At 72.4% G+C, this 16,501-nt stretch carries 16 protein-coding genes; 12 read left to right on the top strand and 4 right to left on the bottom strand.

Annotated elements, in window-relative coordinates; genetic code table 11:
* Nucleotides 1–46: 46 nt before the first annotated feature.
* Nucleotides 47–2,257 (top strand): NADP-dependent isocitrate dehydrogenase, encoded by a 2,211-nt coding sequence (locus DEJ16_RS05535; protein ID WP_110824364.1) that lies wholly within the window; start codon nucleotides 47–49, stop codon nucleotides 2,255–2,257.
* 229 nt (nucleotides 2,258–2,486) lie between these two features.
* Here the strand turns inward: DEJ16_RS05535 and DEJ16_RS05530 are convergent, their stop codons facing one another.
* Both DEJ16_RS05530 and DEJ16_RS05525 read right to left on the bottom strand, forming a co-directional pair.
* Nucleotides 2,487–2,945: a DUF3817 domain-containing protein gene (locus DEJ16_RS05530; RefSeq protein ID WP_110824363.1), complete on the bottom strand. Its 459-nt coding sequence runs from the start codon at nucleotides 2,943–2,945 to the stop codon at nucleotides 2,487–2,489.
* Between the two features lie 80 nt (nucleotides 2,946–3,025).
* Entirely contained in the window at nucleotides 3,026–4,465 is a 1,440-nt protein-coding gene (locus DEJ16_RS05525; RefSeq protein ID WP_110824362.1) for a DUF4832 domain-containing protein, read from the bottom strand.
* A gap of 152 nt (nucleotides 4,466–4,617) precedes the next feature.
* Between DEJ16_RS05525 and DEJ16_RS05520 the strand changes: the two genes are divergently transcribed.
* From DEJ16_RS05520 to DEJ16_RS05510, 3 genes are read left to right on the top strand one after another with little or no spacing between them, the layout of a single operon-like run.
* Entirely contained in the window at nucleotides 4,618–5,781 is a 1,164-nt protein-coding gene (locus DEJ16_RS05520) for a Gfo/Idh/MocA family protein (protein ID WP_110824361.1), read from the top strand.
* The gene (locus tag DEJ16_RS05515) at nucleotides 5,778–6,581 is read left to right on the top strand and encodes a ThuA domain-containing protein (protein WP_110824360.1); all 804 of its coding nucleotides are present in this window, start codon (nucleotides 5,778–5,780) and stop codon (nucleotides 6,579–6,581) included. Before DEJ16_RS05520 ends, DEJ16_RS05515 begins: the two co-directional genes overlap by 4 nt.
* On the top strand, nucleotides 6,578–7,756 hold the full coding sequence (locus tag DEJ16_RS05510; protein ID WP_110824359.1) for a GAF domain-containing protein: 1,179 nt from the start codon (nucleotides 6,578–6,580) through the stop codon (nucleotides 7,754–7,756). Before DEJ16_RS05515 ends, DEJ16_RS05510 begins: the two co-directional genes overlap by 4 nt.
* A 60-nt stretch (nucleotides 7,757–7,816) precedes the next feature.
* On the opposite strand, the gene DEJ16_RS05505 is transcribed toward DEJ16_RS05510, so the two are convergent.
* Nucleotides 7,817–8,248: a hypothetical protein gene (locus tag DEJ16_RS05505; protein WP_146232822.1), complete on the bottom strand. Its 432-nt coding sequence runs from the start codon at nucleotides 8,246–8,248 to the stop codon at nucleotides 7,817–7,819.
* Between the two features lie 51 nt (nucleotides 8,249–8,299).
* Between DEJ16_RS05505 and DEJ16_RS05500 the strand changes: the two genes are divergently transcribed.
* The 6 genes from DEJ16_RS05500 to DEJ16_RS05475 all read left to right on the top strand — a co-directional run bounded on the left by DEJ16_RS05500 (nucleotide 8,300) and on the right by DEJ16_RS05475 (nucleotide 13,894).
* Nucleotides 8,300–9,190 (top strand): aminoglycoside phosphotransferase family protein, encoded by an 891-nt coding sequence (locus DEJ16_RS05500; RefSeq protein WP_110824357.1) that lies wholly within the window; start codon nucleotides 8,300–8,302, stop codon nucleotides 9,188–9,190.
* A 92-nt stretch (nucleotides 9,191–9,282) separates the two neighbouring features.
* Nucleotides 9,283–9,945 carry a hypothetical protein gene (locus tag DEJ16_RS05495; protein WP_146232821.1) on the top strand — a complete coding sequence of 221 codons (663 nt, stop codon included), beginning with the start codon at nucleotides 9,283–9,285 and terminating at the stop codon, nucleotides 9,943–9,945.
* A 206-nt stretch (nucleotides 9,946–10,151) separates the two neighbouring features.
* Entirely contained in the window at nucleotides 10,152–10,799 is a 648-nt protein-coding gene (locus DEJ16_RS05490; protein WP_110824355.1) for an ABC transporter permease, read from the top strand.
* Nucleotides 10,786–12,111, top strand: coding sequence for an ABC transporter ATP-binding protein (locus DEJ16_RS05485; protein WP_110824354.1), 1,326 nt, complete (start codon nucleotides 10,786–10,788; stop codon nucleotides 12,109–12,111). The genes DEJ16_RS05490 and DEJ16_RS05485 overlap by 14 nt, the downstream gene beginning before the upstream one ends.
* Entirely contained in the window at nucleotides 12,108–12,872 is a 765-nt protein-coding gene (locus DEJ16_RS05480) for an ABC transporter permease (RefSeq protein ID WP_110824353.1), read from the top strand. Before DEJ16_RS05485 ends, DEJ16_RS05480 begins: the two co-directional genes overlap by 4 nt.
* Nucleotides 12,869–13,894 (top strand): glycine betaine ABC transporter substrate-binding protein, encoded by a 1,026-nt coding sequence (locus tag DEJ16_RS05475; RefSeq protein ID WP_110824352.1) that lies wholly within the window; start codon nucleotides 12,869–12,871, stop codon nucleotides 13,892–13,894. The genes DEJ16_RS05480 and DEJ16_RS05475 overlap by 4 nt, the downstream gene beginning before the upstream one ends.
* 63 nt (nucleotides 13,895–13,957) lie before the next feature.
* Here DEJ16_RS05475 and DEJ16_RS05470 read toward each other — a convergent pair whose 3' ends face one another.
* Nucleotides 13,958–14,233, bottom strand: a complete 276-nt coding sequence (locus DEJ16_RS05470) for a hypothetical protein (protein ID WP_110824351.1) — start codon at nucleotides 14,231–14,233, stop codon at nucleotides 13,958–13,960.
* Nucleotides 14,234–14,335: 102 nt separating this feature from the next.
* On the opposite strand from DEJ16_RS05470, the gene DEJ16_RS05465 reads away from it, so the two are divergent.
* Both DEJ16_RS05465 and DEJ16_RS05460 read left to right on the top strand, forming a co-directional pair.
* Nucleotides 14,336–15,007: a hypothetical protein gene (locus DEJ16_RS05465; protein WP_110824350.1), complete on the top strand. Its 672-nt coding sequence runs from the start codon at nucleotides 14,336–14,338 to the stop codon at nucleotides 15,005–15,007.
* A 47-nt stretch (nucleotides 15,008–15,054) separates the two neighbouring features.
* On the top strand, nucleotides 15,055–16,500 hold the full coding sequence (locus tag DEJ16_RS05460; protein ID WP_110824349.1) for an NAD(P)/FAD-dependent oxidoreductase: 1,446 nt from the start codon (nucleotides 15,055–15,057) through the stop codon (nucleotides 16,498–16,500).
* The last annotated feature ends 1 nt before the right edge of the window (nucleotide 16,501 follow it).

The raw sequence follows: 16,501 nt of genomic DNA, 5'->3' as shown, positions 1-16,501 counted from the left end.
TAGCGTGGGGGGCACGGACCGCGCGAACAAGGGAGTACCCGCCAGCATGGCCAAGATCATCTACACGCTCACCGACGAGGCCCCGTTCCTCGCGACCCACTCCTTCCTGCCCGTCATCGCGTCCTTCGCGAAGACCGCGGGTGTCGAGGTCGAGACCCGCGACATCTCGCTCTCGGGACGGATCATCGCCCAGTTCCCGGAGCGGCTCACCGACGAGCAGCGCCTGGACGACGCCCTGGCCGAGCTCGGAGAGCTGGCCGGGACGCCCGAGGCCAACATCATCAAGCTGCCGAACATCTCGGCGTCGATCCCGCAGCTCAAGGTCGCGATCGCGGAGCTCCAGGCGCAGGGCTACGACCTGCCGGACTACCCGGACGAGCCGACCACGGACGACGAGCGCGACGCCCGCGCCCGGTACGACCGCGTCAAGGGCAGTGCCGTGAACCCGGTGCTGCGCGAGGGGAACTCGGACCGCCGGGCCCCGCTGTCGGTCAAGAACTACGCCCGCAAGCACCCGCACCGCATGGGTGCGTGGCGTGCCGACTCGAAGACGAACGTCGTCACGATGGGCGTCGACGACTTCCGGTCGAACGAGAAGACCTGGGTCGCCCCGGCCGAGGACACCCTGACCATCACGTTCGTGGCACAGGACGGCACCGAGCAGACGCTCGGCCAGCCGATCCCGGTGCTCGCCGGAGAGGTCGTCGACGGCACCGTGCTGCACGTCGCCGCGCTCGAGGCGTTCCTGCGGAAGCAGATCCAGCGTGCCGCGGACGAGGACGTCCTGTTCTCGGTGCACCTCAAGGCCACGATGATGAAGGTCTCCGACCCGATCATCTTCGGGCACGTCATCCGCGCGTTCTTCCCCGACGTCTTCGCCCGCTACGGCGCAGACCTCGCCGCGGCCGGGCTCACCCCGAACGACGGCCTCGGCTCGATCCTCGCCGGGCTCGACGCCCTGCCGAACGGCGCCGAGATCAAGCAGGCGTTCCAGGACGGCATCGACGCCGGCCCCGACCTCGCCATGGTCGACTCGGACAAGGGCATCACGAACCTGCACGTCCCGAGCGACGTCATCGTGGACGCCTCCATGCCCGCGATGATCCGCACCTCCGGCCACATGTGGGGCCCGGACGGCGAGGAGCACGACACCGTCGCAGTCATCCCGGACTCGAGCTACGCCGGCATCTACCAGGCCGTGATCGAGGACTGCCGCGCGAACGGCGCGTTCGACCCCGCCACCATGGGCTCGGTGCCGAACGTCGGTCTCATGGCGCTCAAGGCGGAGGAGTACGGCTCCCACGACAAGACCTTCGAGCTCCCGGGCGCCGGTGTGGTCCGCGTCACGAACGCGGCCGGCGAGACCGTCCTCGAGCACGACGTCGAGCAGGGTGACATCTGGCGCGCCTGCCAGACCAAGGACGTCGCCGTGCGTGACTGGGTGAAGCTCGCGGTCACCCGTGCCCGCGCCACCGGCTCGCCCGCGGTGTTCTGGCTCGACGAGACCCGTGCGCACGACGCCGCGCTGATCGGCCTCGTCCGGACGTACCTGCAGGAGCACGACACCGACGGCCTGCAGATCGAGGTCCTGTCGCCCGAGGACGCGATGCGGTTCTCGCTCGAGCGCATCCGCCGCGGCGAGGACACGATCTCGGTCACGGGCAACGTGCTCCGCGACTACCTGACCGACCTGTTCCCGATCATGGAGCTCGGCACCTCGGCCAAGATGCTCTCGGTCGTCCCGCTCCTCGGCGGTGGCGGACTGTTCGAGACCGGTGCCGGCGGGTCCGCGCCGAAGCACGTGCAGCAGCTCGTGCAGCAGAACTACCTGCGCTGGGACAGCCTCGGGGAGTTCCTCGCGCTCGCCGTCAGCCTCGAGCACCTCGCCGGGGTGACCGGCAACGCCCGGGCGAAGGTCCTCGCGGACACGCTCGACCGCGCCACCGGGACGTTCCTCGACGAGGACAAGTCGCCCGGCCGCAAGCTCGGCTCGATCGACAACCGCGGCAGCCACTTCTACCTGGCGAAGTACTGGGCCGAGGAGCTCGCCGCGCAGACCGAGGACGCCGAGCTCGCTGCGGCGTTCCAGGGCCTCGCCACGACCCTCGCCGAGCAGGAGGACACGATCGTCCACGAACTCGTCGAGGTGCAGGGCCACCCGGCGGACATCGGCGGGTACTACCGGCCCGACGACGCCAAGACGAGTGCGGTCATGCGCCCGTCGGCGACGCTGAACGCGGCGCTCGCGAGCCTGTAGGCGCGGTCCCACGCGGACGGGAGGCCCGGTGCCGGCTGGCACCGGGCCTCCCGTCCGTCCGCGCTCGGCGGGCCCGCTGACCCGATGCGGCCCGACGCGGACCCCGGCGCGGAAGCGACAGTCCGCGGGGATCTTTCCGCGCACAACTGTCGCTTTCGTGACCCGGTCGCTTCCGGACCCCGTCCCGCGCGCGACCGGTCCTGCGCGCGAGCCGGCCGGCGGCCTGCCGTCAGCGGGACGGCACTGGCGGACCGAGCACGAGCAGCACGCCGAACACGGCCGCGACGAGCACGACGCCGACCACGGCCGCGAGCACCGGGTGCCGCACCACGAGGAACAGCAGCCGGTCGAGCGGCCCCTGTCGTTCCCCGGCCGACGGCCCGCGACGCCACGCGCCGTCGAGCATGCCGCGCCGGGCGACCGCGACCTCGAACGGCAGCGTCGTGTACGGCACGACCGAGCTGAGCCACCCGAGGGCCGTGGCGCCGAACGACCAGCGCTGGTTGACGGCGACGACGGTCGTGGCGACGAGGTAGGCGAGGAACACGAAGCCGTGCACGCCGCCGCCGACGCGGACCGGCCAGTCCCCGGCGCCGAGGCCGTACTTCAGCAGCATGCCCACCAGGAGCATCGTCCAGGTCACGAGTTCCGCGATCGCGAGGCCGCGGAACAGGGATCGAGGCGTCATGCCGACCATCGTGGCGGACTCCGCTGAGGGACAGCACGACGCCCCGACCGTGGTCGGCCGGGGCGTCGTGTGGGTCCTGGTCAGCGTCGGACGGAGACGACCTGCTGGAGGTCGTTCACACCGGTGCCGGCCTTCCACGTGCCGACGTTGGCGGTCCGGATCGCGAAGTCCGGGTTCCGTGCGATCGACCGCTCCGGAGCGGGCAGTGCCAGTGCCACCCGCCAGGTACCGGACGGGACCCGCGCGAGCGAGGCGGTGACCGTCGCGGTCGTCCCGGGCTGCCAGGACGACGCATCCGCACGGACGGGGACGGTCACGCGGCGGTGGCCGTTCGTCAGCACGAGCTGCACCGGACGGGGGTTGTACGGCGCGGCCCAGCCGTCGTTGCGGACCGACACCGACACCGACGCGTGCTTCCCGGAGGTCACGGTGCTCGACGTCATCGTGAACCGGTAGCCGAGCTTCTTCGCGGCGTCCGTCATGCCCGCATCGCCCCACGACGCCAGGACGTCCTGGTTGTAGTCGAGGTTCAGGTAGCTGTAGTGGTACTTCGCCATCTCGGCCGAGGCGGACGGGTACTCCGACCGCGGGGCGTTCACCGCGCAGGTCTCGCCACCGACCGGGACGTACCGCGACTCAGCGGCCAGGTAGTCCTGGTCGAGCGACAGCGGATCGGTCAGGAACGTGCCGAAGTCGTCCGGCGAGGCGAGGAAGCAGTCGTTGTGGTGGCCGATGCGCGACGCCGCGGAACCGTCGTGCGCCTGGGCGGCAGTGAGCGCGCCGGCGGTGCCGGACGGCGTGCGGAGGGCGTCCTGCTTCATCTGCATGGTGCGCACCTGGATGGAGCGGCTCGACGGCAGTGCGGCGAGCTCGGCCTCCACGACCTGGCGCCTGGCGTCCTTGTCCGCCTCCGTCAGCACGCCGGGGTTCGCCGGATCACTGGCGAAGTGGTCCGTGTAGTAGCCCTCGCCCCAGAGGCCGATGAACCCCTCCTGCAGCGTGGGGATGACGTCCGCGTTCCGGCGGAGGGTCGGCGTGAGCTGCTCGATGTGCGCGAGCACGGTGGGCAGGTCGGCGTCACCGTACGGTGCCGAGTACGGGTAGTCGCCGCCCTGCACGTAGGCGAACCGGGTGATCACGCCCACGCCGGCCGCGCGGGCGGTGTCGTAGTCGCGCTGCACCAGGCGGAGCCAGGCCGGGCTGAGCCGTCGCTGGTCGGCGAACGCCTCCATGTAGAACACCCGGACGATCTGCGTGACGCCCTCCGACCGGTAGCCACGGAGCGTGGCGGCGTCGAGCGGGGTGTACCCGCTGCCGTCGGCGCGGTAGTGCGTCGCGGTGGTGTGGTCGAACCCGCGGGAGGGGTTCGGGATGACCGCGTCGCTCGCCGTGTACGTCACGGTCGAGCTGGTCGGTGCCGGATGATGGTGACCGCCGTGCGGGGACGCCCACGCGTTCGTCGGCACGGCGAGAGCGATGACGGCCGCGAGTGCGGCGGTGGTGATGGTGCGGTGCTGCATCGGACGAGCCCCTGTCCTCGGCGCGGACGCTGATCGGCACCCCCTGGTGTCGACGCCTGCGCGGATGTGATCAAAAAGTAGGCCAAACGGTCAGGAAAGACCAGCACGAGCTCGTCGTATCGATTCGACCGGAATCTCGGTAGCGTGGAGGCATGTCGCAGACGACTGATGCATCGAAGACGCTGCGCGTGGGGGTGGTCGGCCTCGGTTTCGCCGGGACCACGCACCTCGACGCATTCACCGCACTCCCCGGCGTGGAGGTGATCGCCCTCGCCGGACAGGAACCCGAACGGCTCCGCGAACTCGCGTCCAGCCGAGGCGTCCCGAACGCGTACGCCGACTGGCAGGACCTCGTGGCCCGCGACGACCTGGACATCGTCTCGATCGGCGTGCCGAACAGCCTCCACCACCCGATCGCGATCGCCGCACTCGAGTCCGGCAAGCACGTGTTCTGCGAGAAGCCACTCGCCACGACCGGTCAGCAGGCGCAGGAGATGGTCGACGCGGCCGTCCGCAACGACCGCGTCCTCGAGGTCGCCTACAACCACCGTCGCCGTGCCGACGTGCAGTTCCTCGCGACGCACCTGCGTGGCGGGCAGACCGCCGGTACCGCCGTCGACACCACCGACGACGGCGCCCTCGCCGAGCCGGGCACCGGCCCGATCGGGGACGTCTACCACGCCCGCGCGAGCTGGATGCGCCGTGCCGGCATCCCGGGCATCCGCAGCTGGTTCGTCAACAAGGAGACCGCGGGCGGTGGTCCGCTCATCGACCTCGGCTCGCACGTGCTCGACATCGCCCTGCACCTCATGGGCGAGCCCCGCGTGGTGACCGCCAGCGCCGTGACCTACAACGAGCTCGGCCGTGCCGGTCGGGGCGGGAGCGACCGCGACCCGGTGTCCGCCGCCACGGGGCGCCCGTTCGACGTCGAGGACTTCGCCAGCGCCCTGCTCCGCTTCGAGAACGGCGCCAGTCTGCTCCTGCAGGCGTCGTGGGCGAGCTACTCGAAGGACGTCGAGGACATCGAGGTCGAACTGCTCGGCTCGACCGGCGGCGCGCGGCTGTTCGTCCGCGACTACGCCACCGAGGGCACCGTGACCCTGTACTCCGACGAGCAGGGCGTCCCGACGGTCACCCGCCCGGGCGTGCAGGTCCCCGCGGGTCACCACCAGCGCGTCATCGAGGAGTTCCTCGCCACCATCCGCTCCGGTCTGCACGACGGGCACCACGGCGAGTTCGCCCTGCACCGCAGCCGCGTGGTGGACGCGATCTACGCGTCGGCGCAGGCCGGGCACGAAGTGGAGGTCGTCCGGTGAACATCGTCGTCTGGAACGAGAACGTCCACGAGACCCGCGGCGACGAGACGGTCCGCGAGCACTACCCGGACGGCATCCACGCGGTCGTCGCCGCCGGCCTGGAGGCCCGACTCGCCCCCGGCGCGGACGGCGCCGACGGCTCGCACCCGACCCACGGCCAGCACGCGTCGACGCACACCGTCACGACCGCCACGCTGCAGGAGCCGGAGCACGGCCTGACCGAGGAGCGGCTGGCCGACACGGACGTCCTGTTCTGGTGGGGGCACATCGCCCACGACCAGGTCGCGGACGAGGTCGTCGAGCGCGTCGTCCGCCACGTGCACGCCGGCATGGGGCTCGTGGTGCTGCACTCCGGTCACTACTCGAAGCCGTTCACCCGGCTGATGGGCACGACGTGCTCGCTGAAGTGGCGGAACGACGGGGAGCGGGAACTCGTCTGGACGATCGCGCCCGAGCACCCGATCGCCGCCGGGGTCCCGCACCCGATCGTCATCGACCGCCAGGAGATGTACGGCGAGTACTTCGACATCCCGCGCCCCGACGAGGAGGTCTTCCTGTCGACGTTCGCCGGCGGCGAGGTCTTCCGCTCGGGGGTCGCCTACCGCCGCGGCCTCGGCAAGGTGTTCTACTTCTCGCCCGGCGACCAGGAGTACCCGGTGTACCACCACCCGGACATCCAGCGGGTGCTGGCGAACGCCGCACAGTGGGCGGCGCCGACCGGGCCACGTCGGCAGCTCACCGCCGACCCCCACCCGAGGGACTGGTTCACGGACGAGGGAGCGCGTAGACAGGGCGTGTGAGCACACCGCAGGACGCCGAGCACCGCACGGCACTGGTCGAGGCGCTCGGCGTCCTCGGTGCCGGGCCCGAAGAGCGCTTCGACCGGATCACCCGGATGACGCACGAGGCGTTCGGCGTGCCGTTGACGTTCCTCAACCTCGTCCACCACGACCTCGTCACGACGCAGTCGACCTTCGGGTGGAACCAGGGGTCGAGCGTGCCCGCGAGTGAGCAGTTCTGCGCCACCACCGTGCTCACCCCGGCGCCGATGGTGATCCCGGACACGACCCTCGACGAGCGGTTCGCCCACACCGCTGCCGTGGCCGAGCACGGCATCCGGTTCTACGCGGGTGCGCCGCTGTCGATGGACGACGGGACCCGCGTCGGGACGCTCTGCATCATGGACGCGCAGCCGCGCGCGTTCTCCGACGAGGACCTCGCGCTGCTGCGCGACCTGGCGCACTGGGCGGAGCGCGAGCTCGGCCACGCGCTCGAGCGCGACCGTCTCGGACGGGTCCGGACCGGCCTGGTGCCCGACCCGGTGGCGGTCCCCGGACTCGAGCTCGCGACGGTGACGGCACGACGTCCGGACGGCGGCGGTGACGTCGCCGACTGGCGGGTCGCGGCGGACGGGACCCTCGCGGTCACGGTCGGCACCGTCGCGACCGGCGGTGCGGCCTCCGCGCTGCTCGCGGCGACCGTCCGCGGGGCACTCGTCGCGCGGGTGGACGAACCGCTCGCGTCCGCACTGCCCGGCCTGGAGGCGCAGGTCGCCCCCGACCTGCGGGTCGCGGACGCGGTCGCCCGGCTCGTGCACGCCCGGCTCGACCCGACGTCGGGCCACGTCGACCTGGTGGACGCCGGGCTCGGGACCGCGCTGCTCGTCCGGTCGGACGGAACGCACCGGGCGCTCCCGTCCGCGCTCCCGATCGGGGTCGGCGGTGCGGCGGAGGAGCACCCGGTGGTGGCGCTGGACCTCGCCGTCGGTGACCGGCTCGTCGTGTCCTCGGACGGCCTGACGACGCTGCCCGGGTTCGCGACCCTCGACGAGGTCGCTGCGGCGGTCGCCGGTGCGGCGGACACGGCGGCCCTGGTCGACCGGGTCCGCGGACTGCTCGGGGACGAGGACCCGCCGACGGACGTGACGCTCGTCGTCGTCACGCGCCGGGGGACCGCGGAGCAGCCGACCGCCTGACGGCACGCGATCCCGTGCGCCCGGACCGTGCACCCGGGCCGGCCAGCGCGCCCGGACGCCTCAGCGGACGGTGCGGCGCGGCCCGTCGGTGAACGCGGCCACGAGCAGGGTCGCGAGCAGCCCGAAGCCGGTCAGGACGACGCCGAGGGCCGCGAGCTGCCAGTAGGCGCTCCCGACGTGCTGCGGCTGCGTCAGGACCTCCGGCCACCACGGGTCGAGGAACGGCACGGATCCCGGGAACGGGTCGAGCCCGAACATCGCCAGGCCACCGAGGAGCATGAGGACCCCGAGCGCCGCCATCGTGCCGCGCCGCCGTCCGAGCGCGCGGACGACGAGCGCCGCACCCATGCCGACCAGCCCCACGACGGCGATCGAGAACGCCACCACGAACACCACCTGCGGCACGAGGGCGAACCAGTCGAGCACGGCGATCGGCACCAGCAGCCACCGTCCGGTCCTGGCCCACCGCGCGGGCTCCCGCCAAGCATGCATGGCGGCACGGTACGACACGAACCCGGACGACCGCCGGGCTAGCATCGCGACGTGCCCACGCCCGAAGCCGAGGTCGACGTCGACGTCCCGCTCGTCCGGGCGCTGCTGGCCGACCAGCACCCGGACCTCGCCGACCGCCCACTCACCGTCGTCGCGAACGGCTGGGACAACGTCCTCCTCCGGCTCGGCCCCGACCTCGCCGTCCGGCTGCCCCGGCGGGCCGCCGCGGCCACGCTGGTCGAGCACGAGCAGCGGTGGCTCCCCGGGCTCGCCCGTCTCGTCGGCGGGGTCGTCCCCGTCCCGGTCCCCGTCCGCACCGGTCGACCCGGCTCCGGCTTCCCGTGGTCGTGGAGCGTCGTGCCGTGGTTCCCCGGCGTGCCCGTCGGCGCCCGGACCGGCAGCCCGTCCGTCGCCGGGACGCTCGCCGCGTTCGTCGCCGCACTGCACGTCCCCGCGCCGGCCGACGCACCGACCAACCCGGTGCGCGCCGTCCCGCTGCACACCAGGACCGAGGCGGTCACCGAGCGGCTGTCGTCGCACCCCGTACCGCGAGCCGTGGAACTGGCCGCGCTCTGGCGGACGGCGGCGGACCTGCCCGAGCACGCCGGGCCTCCCGTCTGGGTGCACGGCGACCTGCACCCGTTCAACGTGCTCGTCGCGCCCGGCCCGACCGGGGACCGGCTGTCCGCCGTCGTCGACTTCGGCGACGTGACCGCGGGGGACCCGGCGGTCGACCTCGCCACCGCCTGGCTCACCTTCGGCCGGGAGGCCCGAGCCGACTTCCGACGTCGGGTCACCGCGCAGGACGCCAGCCTGGACCCGCACACGTGGGGCCGGGCGCGTGGTTGGGCCGTCTCGATCGCCTCGGCGCTCGCCGTGAGCGACGAGGCGTCGTCCCGCGCGGTCGCACGGCGGGCGATCGACGCCGTGCTCGACGACTGACCGACCGGCCCTCCGGTTCGCGCACGACCGTCGGGCGGGGGCTACCGCCGCCGCGGGCACGGGGTTAGCGTGCCCCCACACCATCCGTGCACGTGAAGATCGGGAGGGGCCTCATGACCCTCGAGTTCCGCGTCCAGCACGACGTCGCCACCGACGCCGCTCCCTCCTCCCGAGCCGTCCCCGACCGGCGTGGCCGGGTGCGGCGGGTCCTCGACCACCTCGCCGCCCGACGGACCGCCGCACGACTGCGGCGCCTCGAGGCGGAGCAGGCCGAACTGGTGGACCTGCAGCGCGTGCTGTCGGACGCTCGGGCCGTCGTGGAGCGCGGCTGGGTCCAGCACGCGTGGTTCGCCTACCTCGACGACCGCGGACGCACCCGGACCGCCTCGAGCGCCGCCGCCATCGAGGTCGTCGGCCGACCGCTCGTCGGGGCCTGTCTGGTCGGTGCGGTCGTCGACGCGGCCGGCGGCCCGCACGCCGTGCACGCCCAGTCGGTGCAGCGTTCGCTCGACCTGGTGTGGCACGCGCTCGCCGTGCCCGAGGGGTCCCCGGTGACGTGGTGTCCCGCTCCGGACGTCCGGATGGCCCGCGTGCGAGACCTCACCCGGTGGAACGACGGTGGTGACCGGACCGCGGAACAGGTCGCCGGCCTGCTCCTCACGGCCGAGCGCGTCGCCGTGCACGAACAGGCACGGGTGGCCCTGCGGTCGGTCGCGCTCCGGGCAGAGGCCGGCAGGCGCGGATCCGGCCTGTAGCCGACCGTCCCGCCCGATCGTTACCGTTCTCCCAGGGTCCCCGGTACAGCTGTGCCCTCATCAGGGGTTCTCCTCGCGCGTTCCATGGGTGTCCACCCAGGAACGGTCGCCAGCCCGCCGGTCCGACGTCCGCGACCTGCGTAGCTTGGGGCCGTCCGTACCCCGTTCCGTGGGACGGACAGCCGACCGGAGGGAGCGGAGAACCGGTGTTCCAGTACATCGCCGAGCGATGGGACCAGATCTGGTTCTCGTCCTGGCAGCACTTCTCGCTGGTGGTCCAGTGCGTCGTGCTCGCGACCGTCATCGCCGTGGTCCTCGCGGCGCTCGTCTACCGGATCCCCGGTCTGCGGTCCGCCGCGAACGAGGTGTCCACGATCGGGCTGACGCTGCCCTCCTTCGCCGTCATCGGCCTGCTGCTCGTGCCGCTCGGGTTCGGCGTCGTGCCGTCCGTCGTCACCGTGACGTTCTTCGCCGCGCTGCCGATCCTCCGGAACGCGGTCGTCGGGCTCAACGAGATCCCGCCGGCCGTCGTCGAATCGGCCCGCGGCATCGGGATGAGCCGCTTCCGCACCCTCGTGCAGGTCGAACTGCCGATGGCGTGGCCGATCATCCTCACCGGCGTGCGGGTCTCCGCGCAGATGGTGATGGGCGTCGCCGCCGTGGCCGCGTACGCGCTCGGTCCGGGACTCGGCAGCTTCATCTTCTCCGGGCTCTCCCGTCTCGGCGGCGCGAACTCCCTCAACTCCGTGATCGTCGGGACCGTGGGCGTCGTGCTGCTCGCCCTGGTCCTCGACCTCCTGCTCCTCGGCCTCGGCCGCCTGACCACCTCGAGAGGTATCCGTGTCCAGCACTGACTCCCCGACCACCGCGCCCGACACCGACGTCACCGGCCGGAGCATCCTGCTCGACCAGGTCACGAAGCGGTACCCGGGCCAGGCGAAGCCCGCGGTCGACGGCATCACGCTCGAGATCCCGGCCGGCAAGATCGTCATGCTCGTCGGCCCCTCCGGCTGCGGCAAGACCACCACGCTGAAGATGATCAACCGCCTCATCGAGCCGACCGAGGGCCGCATCGTCGTCGGCGACGACGACGTGACGAAGATCGACGGCGACGAGTTGCGCCGCCGGATGGGCTACGTCATCCAGGCCGGCGGGCTGTTCCCGCACATGACGGTCGCGGCGAACATCGCCGTCGTGCCGAAGATGCTCGGCTGGTCGAAGGAGAAGATCGCCGCTCGCGTCGACGAGCTCCTCGACCTCGTCTCGCTCGACCCGGACACATACCGCGACCGCTACCCGCGGGAGCTCTCCGGCGGTCAGCAGCAGCGCGTCGGCGTCGCCCGCGCGCTCGCCGCGGACCCGCCCGTCCTGCTCATGGACGAGCCCTTCGGCGCCGTCGACCCGATCACCCGGCAGCGCCTGCAGGACGAGCTCATCCGCATCCAGGCCGAGCTGCACAAGACGATCGTCATCGTCACGCACGACTTCGACGAGGCCGTGAAGCTCGGCGACTGGATCGTCGTGTTCTCCGAGGGCGCGCACATCGTGCAGTACGACTCCCCGGAGCGCATCCTCGCCGAGCCCGCGAACGAGTTCGTGGAGAACTTCATCGGGTCGGGTGCCGGTCTGAAGCAGCTCACGCTCACCCGTGTCCGCGAGGTCGGGCTGGCCGACGCCGTGACGTGCTCGCCGGGCGAGCAGGCCGAGGCCGTCCTGCAGCGCATGCGCGAGGCAGGCGGCCACGGGCACGCCGTGGTCGTCGACCGGCGGCAGCGGCCGATCGGGTGGCCGTCGCGCCGCCAGCTCGAGCGCCTCGACCGGATCCCGGAGGGCATCGAGGCGGACCTGCCCGTCGTCTCCGAGGCGTCCACCCTGAACGACGCGCTCGACACCATGCTCGTCTCGAGCGCCGGGGCCGCGCTCGTGACCGGTCGCCGGGACGCCTTCCAGGGCGTCATCACGGTCGAGACGGTCATGGACGCGATCACCCGTACCCGCGCCGCGGCCGCCGAGGACCAGGCGTACACCCCGGTCGGGACGAACACGAACCCCCTCCAGGCGATGCCGAGCAGCGCGGCCGCCGACCTCGGGGACGAGCCCGCCGGGTCCGCCGACGACTCGTTCGACGCGGACACCGTCCCGTCCGACGGCCGGGACGACCGGTGAGCGACGTCGTCACCGCGTCCCCGGCGACCGGGGAGCGGACGAGCTGGCGCGGGCTGGTCATCCAGCCGGTCGTGATCCTCGTCGTCCTCGCCGCGTTCGCGGTCTGGCTCGCCAACGCGGACCTGACCGCGACCGAGCGCAGCACCCTCAACCCCTCCGGGCTGCTCGACCTGGCCTGGCAGCACGTCCTGCTGACCGTCGTGTCGACCGTCATCGTGCTCGTCGTCGCCATCCCGCTCGGCGTCGCGCTGACCCGCGGACCGCTGCGCAAGGCGAGCGGGGCGATCCTGGCGGTCGCGAACTTCGGTCAGGCGGCCCCCGCCGTCGGGCTCGTCGTGCTCCTGGCCTTCTGGCTCGGGTTCACGTTCTGGGCCGCCGTCGTCGCGCTCGTCCTCTACGCGATCCTGCCCGTGCTGCGGAACACGATCATCGGCATCGAGAGCGTCGACGCCCGACTCGTCGAGGCCGGCCGGGGCATGGGCATGAGCGCGGCGTCCGTCCTGCTCAAGGTCGAACTGCCGCTCGCCGTGCCCGTCATGCTCGCCGGCATCCGCACCGCGCTCGTGCTCCTGGTCGGCTCGGCCGCCCTCGCGACGTTCATCGGTGCCGGTGGCCTCGGGCTGCTCATCACCACGGGCGTGAACCTGTTCCTGCCGAAGGTGCTCGTCTCCGGCGCGCTCCTCATCGCCCTGCTCGCCCTGTCCATCGACTGGCTCGGCCGCATCGTCGAGACGTTCGCCCGACCGAAGGGACTCCGATGACCCGCACGGCACGCACCCGCAGCCCGCGACCCCGCCGCCTGCTGACCGCCGCCGCCCTGGCGGGCGTCACCACGAGCCTCCTGGCCGGCTGCGGACTGCAGCCCGCCGCGTCCTTCGTCCCGGCGGCGGCGCCGGGCACGATCGAGCGGATCGACAGCCTGCCCGAGGACGCCCCGCTCACGGTCACGTCGAAGAACTTCACCGAGCAGCTCGTCCTCGGGAAGATCGCGGTCCTCGCCGCCTCGGCGGCCGGCTTCGACGTCACCGACGAGACGAACGTGCCCGGGTCGGTCGCCGTCCGGCAGCTCATGACCTCGCACGACGCCGACATGACGTACGAGTACACCGGCACGGCGTGGCTGACCTTCATGGCCCACAAGGAGGGCATCCCGGACAAGACCGAGCAGTGGCAGGCGGTCAAGGACGAGGACGCCGGCAACGGCCTCACCTGGCTCGCCCCGGCGCCGATGAACAACACCTACGCGTTCGCGGTGCGGGAGGAAGCGGTCGACGACCTCGGCGGCATCACGAAGCTGTCGCAGATCGCGGAGCTGCCCGCCGACGAGCGCACGTTCTGCGTCGAGTCCGAGTTCAACTCCCGCGCGGACGGCTTCAAGCCGATGCTCGAGAAGTACGGCCTCGATCTCGGTGGCTCCGGCGACAGCGCGGTGGCGAAGGACGCGGTCGACATCCTCGACACCGGAACCGTCTACACGGCGACCGACCGCGGCACGTGTAACTTCGGCGAGGTCTTCACCACCGACGGCCGCATCAAGTCCCTCGGGCTGAGCGTCCTCGAGGACGACCGCGGGTTCTTCCCGGCGTACAACGTCGCCCCGGTGCTGTCGACCTCGACGCTGGAGGAGTACCCGCAGCTCGAGGGCGTCTTCGACCAGATCTCGCCGGAGCTCACCGACGCGGTGCTCCAGGAACTCAACCGCCAGGTGGACGTCGAGGGACGTGAGCCCGCCGACGTCGCGTTCGAGTGGATGGTGAAGAAGGGCTTCATCACGGAGCCCTGAGGTCGCGAGGTCGCGATGACGGACGGGAGGCGCGGTGCCAGCAGGCACCGCGCCTCCCGTCCGTCACGACCCCTGGACGACCGACTGCCAGGTGGCGAGGACACCCAGCCCGAGCCCGAAGACGAACAACAGGATCCAGAAGGCCAGCGCGACGAGGTTCAGCAGGATCCCCCACCCGGCGCGGCCGCGCGCGGCGGGTTCCCGACCGCGGGACGCGATGCCGAGGCAGAGCCCGACGACGGGGGCGACGAACGTCCAGCCCGCGAGCAGTGAGCAGATTCCGAGCACCAGGCTCGCGGTGCCCAGCCCGGTGCGCTGGGAGTCGTGCGTGATGACCATGACCTCGACGGTACGAGCGGGGCGGACCGGTGGCGTCCTTCCAGGCGGTGATCCGTGTCCGTCTCCGGGCGGACCGTCGTCCGTCGCCGGTATCGTCGTCGCATGGCACTGTTCGGACGACGCAAGCCCGACGTGCGCGACCGACCCGTCAGCCAGGTCGAACTGAAGCGCGCCGTGGACGAGGGCTTCCTCATCGCGAAGGCCGCCGTCACCGTGGCCGTGGCGAACCGCATCATCACGAACGCCCTACGCGACCAGGGGTACTTCGACCACGCCCTCATCGCCGACGCCGCCCGCCAGGAACTGCACCGGATGGCCGAGGAGCAGCGTGCCGACGCCGAGCGGATGCGGGCGATCCGGGTCCGGTCGAGCAAGCAGGGCGGCCGCTCGCAGCACCAGCACGACTACCGCCGCGGCGACGACCTGAAGCTCCGGACGCGCGAGGCCACCTACGAGGAACTCGCCGAGCGGCTCGACGCCCGGCGTGACGACCAGTACTTCGTCGACGGCATCGTGCTCGCCGCCCGGGCCCGGGCCTGGGACGACATCGGCACCACGGTCGTCGGACGACTCGGGTGGGCGCAGCGGCCGGCCGACGACTACGAGATCGGGCGGGAGGAGCGCGTGCAACAGCTCCTCGACGAGGACTTCGCGGCCCTGGTCGCCGAGCACCCGGTGGGCACGGGCCGACCGGTGGGCGACGACGACCCGACGGACGTGGACGGGTCGGACGACGGCACGGACCCGGCCGAGGCGGACACCACCACGAGCTGACCGGGTGCCGGTACCACGTCCAGCCGCCGCTCCGTAGGCTCACCCGCATGGTTGATGCGGTGGTCGTCGGAGCCGGACCGAACGGGCTGGCCGCGGCGGTGACCCTCGCCCGCGCCGGGCTCAGCGTCGAGGTGGTCGAGCGGAACGACACCATCGGCGGTGGTGCCCGGACGAAGGAACTGACCCTCCCGGGCTACCTGCACGACGTCTGCTCGGCCGTGCACCCCATGGCGCTGCAGTCCGAGTTCTTCCGGGCCTTCGGCATGGAGCAGCGGATCGAGCTCCGCCTGCCCGAGGTGCAGTTCGGCCACCCCCTCGACGGCGGCCGGGCCGGCATCGCGTACCAGGACCTCGACCGGACCGCCGACGCCCTGGGCCTCGACGGCCGCGCCTACCGGCAGCTCATGGCCCCGCTCGTGCGGAACGCCGACCAGGTGTCCGACTTCGCCACCGACGCCCTGCTGCACGTGCCACGACACCCGGTGACCGTGGCCCGCTTCGGACTCCGTGCGCTCGAGCAGGGGACCCGCGCGTGGAATGCTCGCTTCCGCGACGAGGTCGCCCCGGCGATGATCAGCGGCGTCGCGGCGCACTCCATCCAGCACATGCCGTCGCTCGCCACGGCCGCCGCGGCACTCTCGCTCGGCGTCTACGCCCACGCCCGCGGGTGGCCGGTGCCCATCGGCGGGAGCCAGGCGATCGTCGACGCGCTCGCCGCGGACCTCGTCGCGCACGGCGGCACGATCGAGACCGGCCGCGAAGTGCACGCGCTCGGGGACCTGACCCCGGCCAAGGCGGTGTTCTTCGACACGAGCGTCCCCACCATGCTCGCCATCGCCGGGGACCAGTTGCCGACACCGAAGCGCGGGGCCCTGCGTCGGTTCCGGTTCGGCAACGCAGCGGCCAAGGTCGACTTCGCACTGTCCGAGCCGGTGCCGTGGACGAACCGGGAGCTCCGACGCGCCGGCACCGTGCACATCGGCGGCACGCGTGCCGAGATCGCCGAGGCCGAGGCGCAGGTCGCCCGCGGGCAGGACCCCGATCGCCCGTACGTCCTCGGCTCCGAACCGACCGTCGTCGACCCGGGCCGGGCACCGGAGGGCGGTCACGTCTTCTGGGCGTACGCGCACGTCCCGGCCGGCTCGACCGTCGACCACCAGGAATCCGTCATCCGCCAGATCGAGCGCTTCGCCCCGGGCTTCCGGGACACCATCGTGGCGACGAACAGCCGGACCGCGGCGGACATGGCGCAGTACAACCCGAACTACGCCGGCGGCGACATCGCCTCCGGTGCCGCGAGCTTCTGGCAGCTGGTCAAGCGTCCCGTGCTCTCGAGCGACCCGTGGCGGATGGGCGGCGGCATGTACCTGGCCTCGCAGTCCGCGGCTCCCGGGCCCGGGGTGCACGGCATGGCAGGCTGGCACGCGGCGAAGAGCGCCCTCCGGCACACCTACGGGCTGCCGGTGGACGTCGACCTGGCACCGAGGAGCTGAC

This window comes from Curtobacterium sp. MCJR17_055 (assembly GCF_003224335.1).
In the GTDB taxonomy this organism is placed as follows: Bacteria; Actinomycetota; Actinomycetes; order Actinomycetales; family Microbacteriaceae; genus Curtobacterium.
This window is presented reverse-complemented; position numbering and strand designations above follow the sequence as displayed.

Excerpts from the sequence above, each read along its gene's own strand:
- DEJ16_RS05520 (WP_110824361.1), top strand. The coding sequence starts at position 4,618 with ATGTCGCAGACGACTGATGCATCGAAGACGCTGCGCGTGGGGGTGGTC.
- DEJ16_RS05530 (WP_110824363.1), bottom strand. The coding sequence starts at position 2,945 with ATGACGCCTCGATCCCTGTTCCGCGGCCTCGCGATCGCGGAACTCGTG.
- DEJ16_RS05535 (WP_110824364.1), top strand. The coding sequence starts at position 47 with ATGGCCAAGATCATCTACACGCTCACCGACGAGGCCCCGTTCCTCGCG.
- DEJ16_RS05465 (WP_110824350.1), top strand. The coding sequence starts at position 14,336 with ATGGCACTGTTCGGACGACGCAAGCCCGACGTGCGCGACCGACCCGTC.
- DEJ16_RS05505 (WP_146232822.1), bottom strand. The coding sequence starts at position 8,248 with ATGCATGCTTGGCGGGAGCCCGCGCGGTGGGCCAGGACCGGACGGTGG.
- DEJ16_RS05470 (WP_110824351.1), bottom strand. The coding sequence starts at position 14,233 with ATGGTCATCACGCACGACTCCCAGCGCACCGGGCTGGGCACCGCGAGC.
- DEJ16_RS05460 (WP_110824349.1), top strand. The coding sequence starts at position 15,055 with ATGGTTGATGCGGTGGTCGTCGGAGCCGGACCGAACGGGCTGGCCGCG.
- DEJ16_RS05475 (WP_110824352.1), top strand. The coding sequence starts at position 12,869 with ATGACCCGCACGGCACGCACCCGCAGCCCGCGACCCCGCCGCCTGCTG.
- DEJ16_RS05525 (WP_110824362.1), bottom strand. The coding sequence starts at position 4,465 with ATGCAGCACCGCACCATCACCACCGCCGCACTCGCGGCCGTCATCGCT.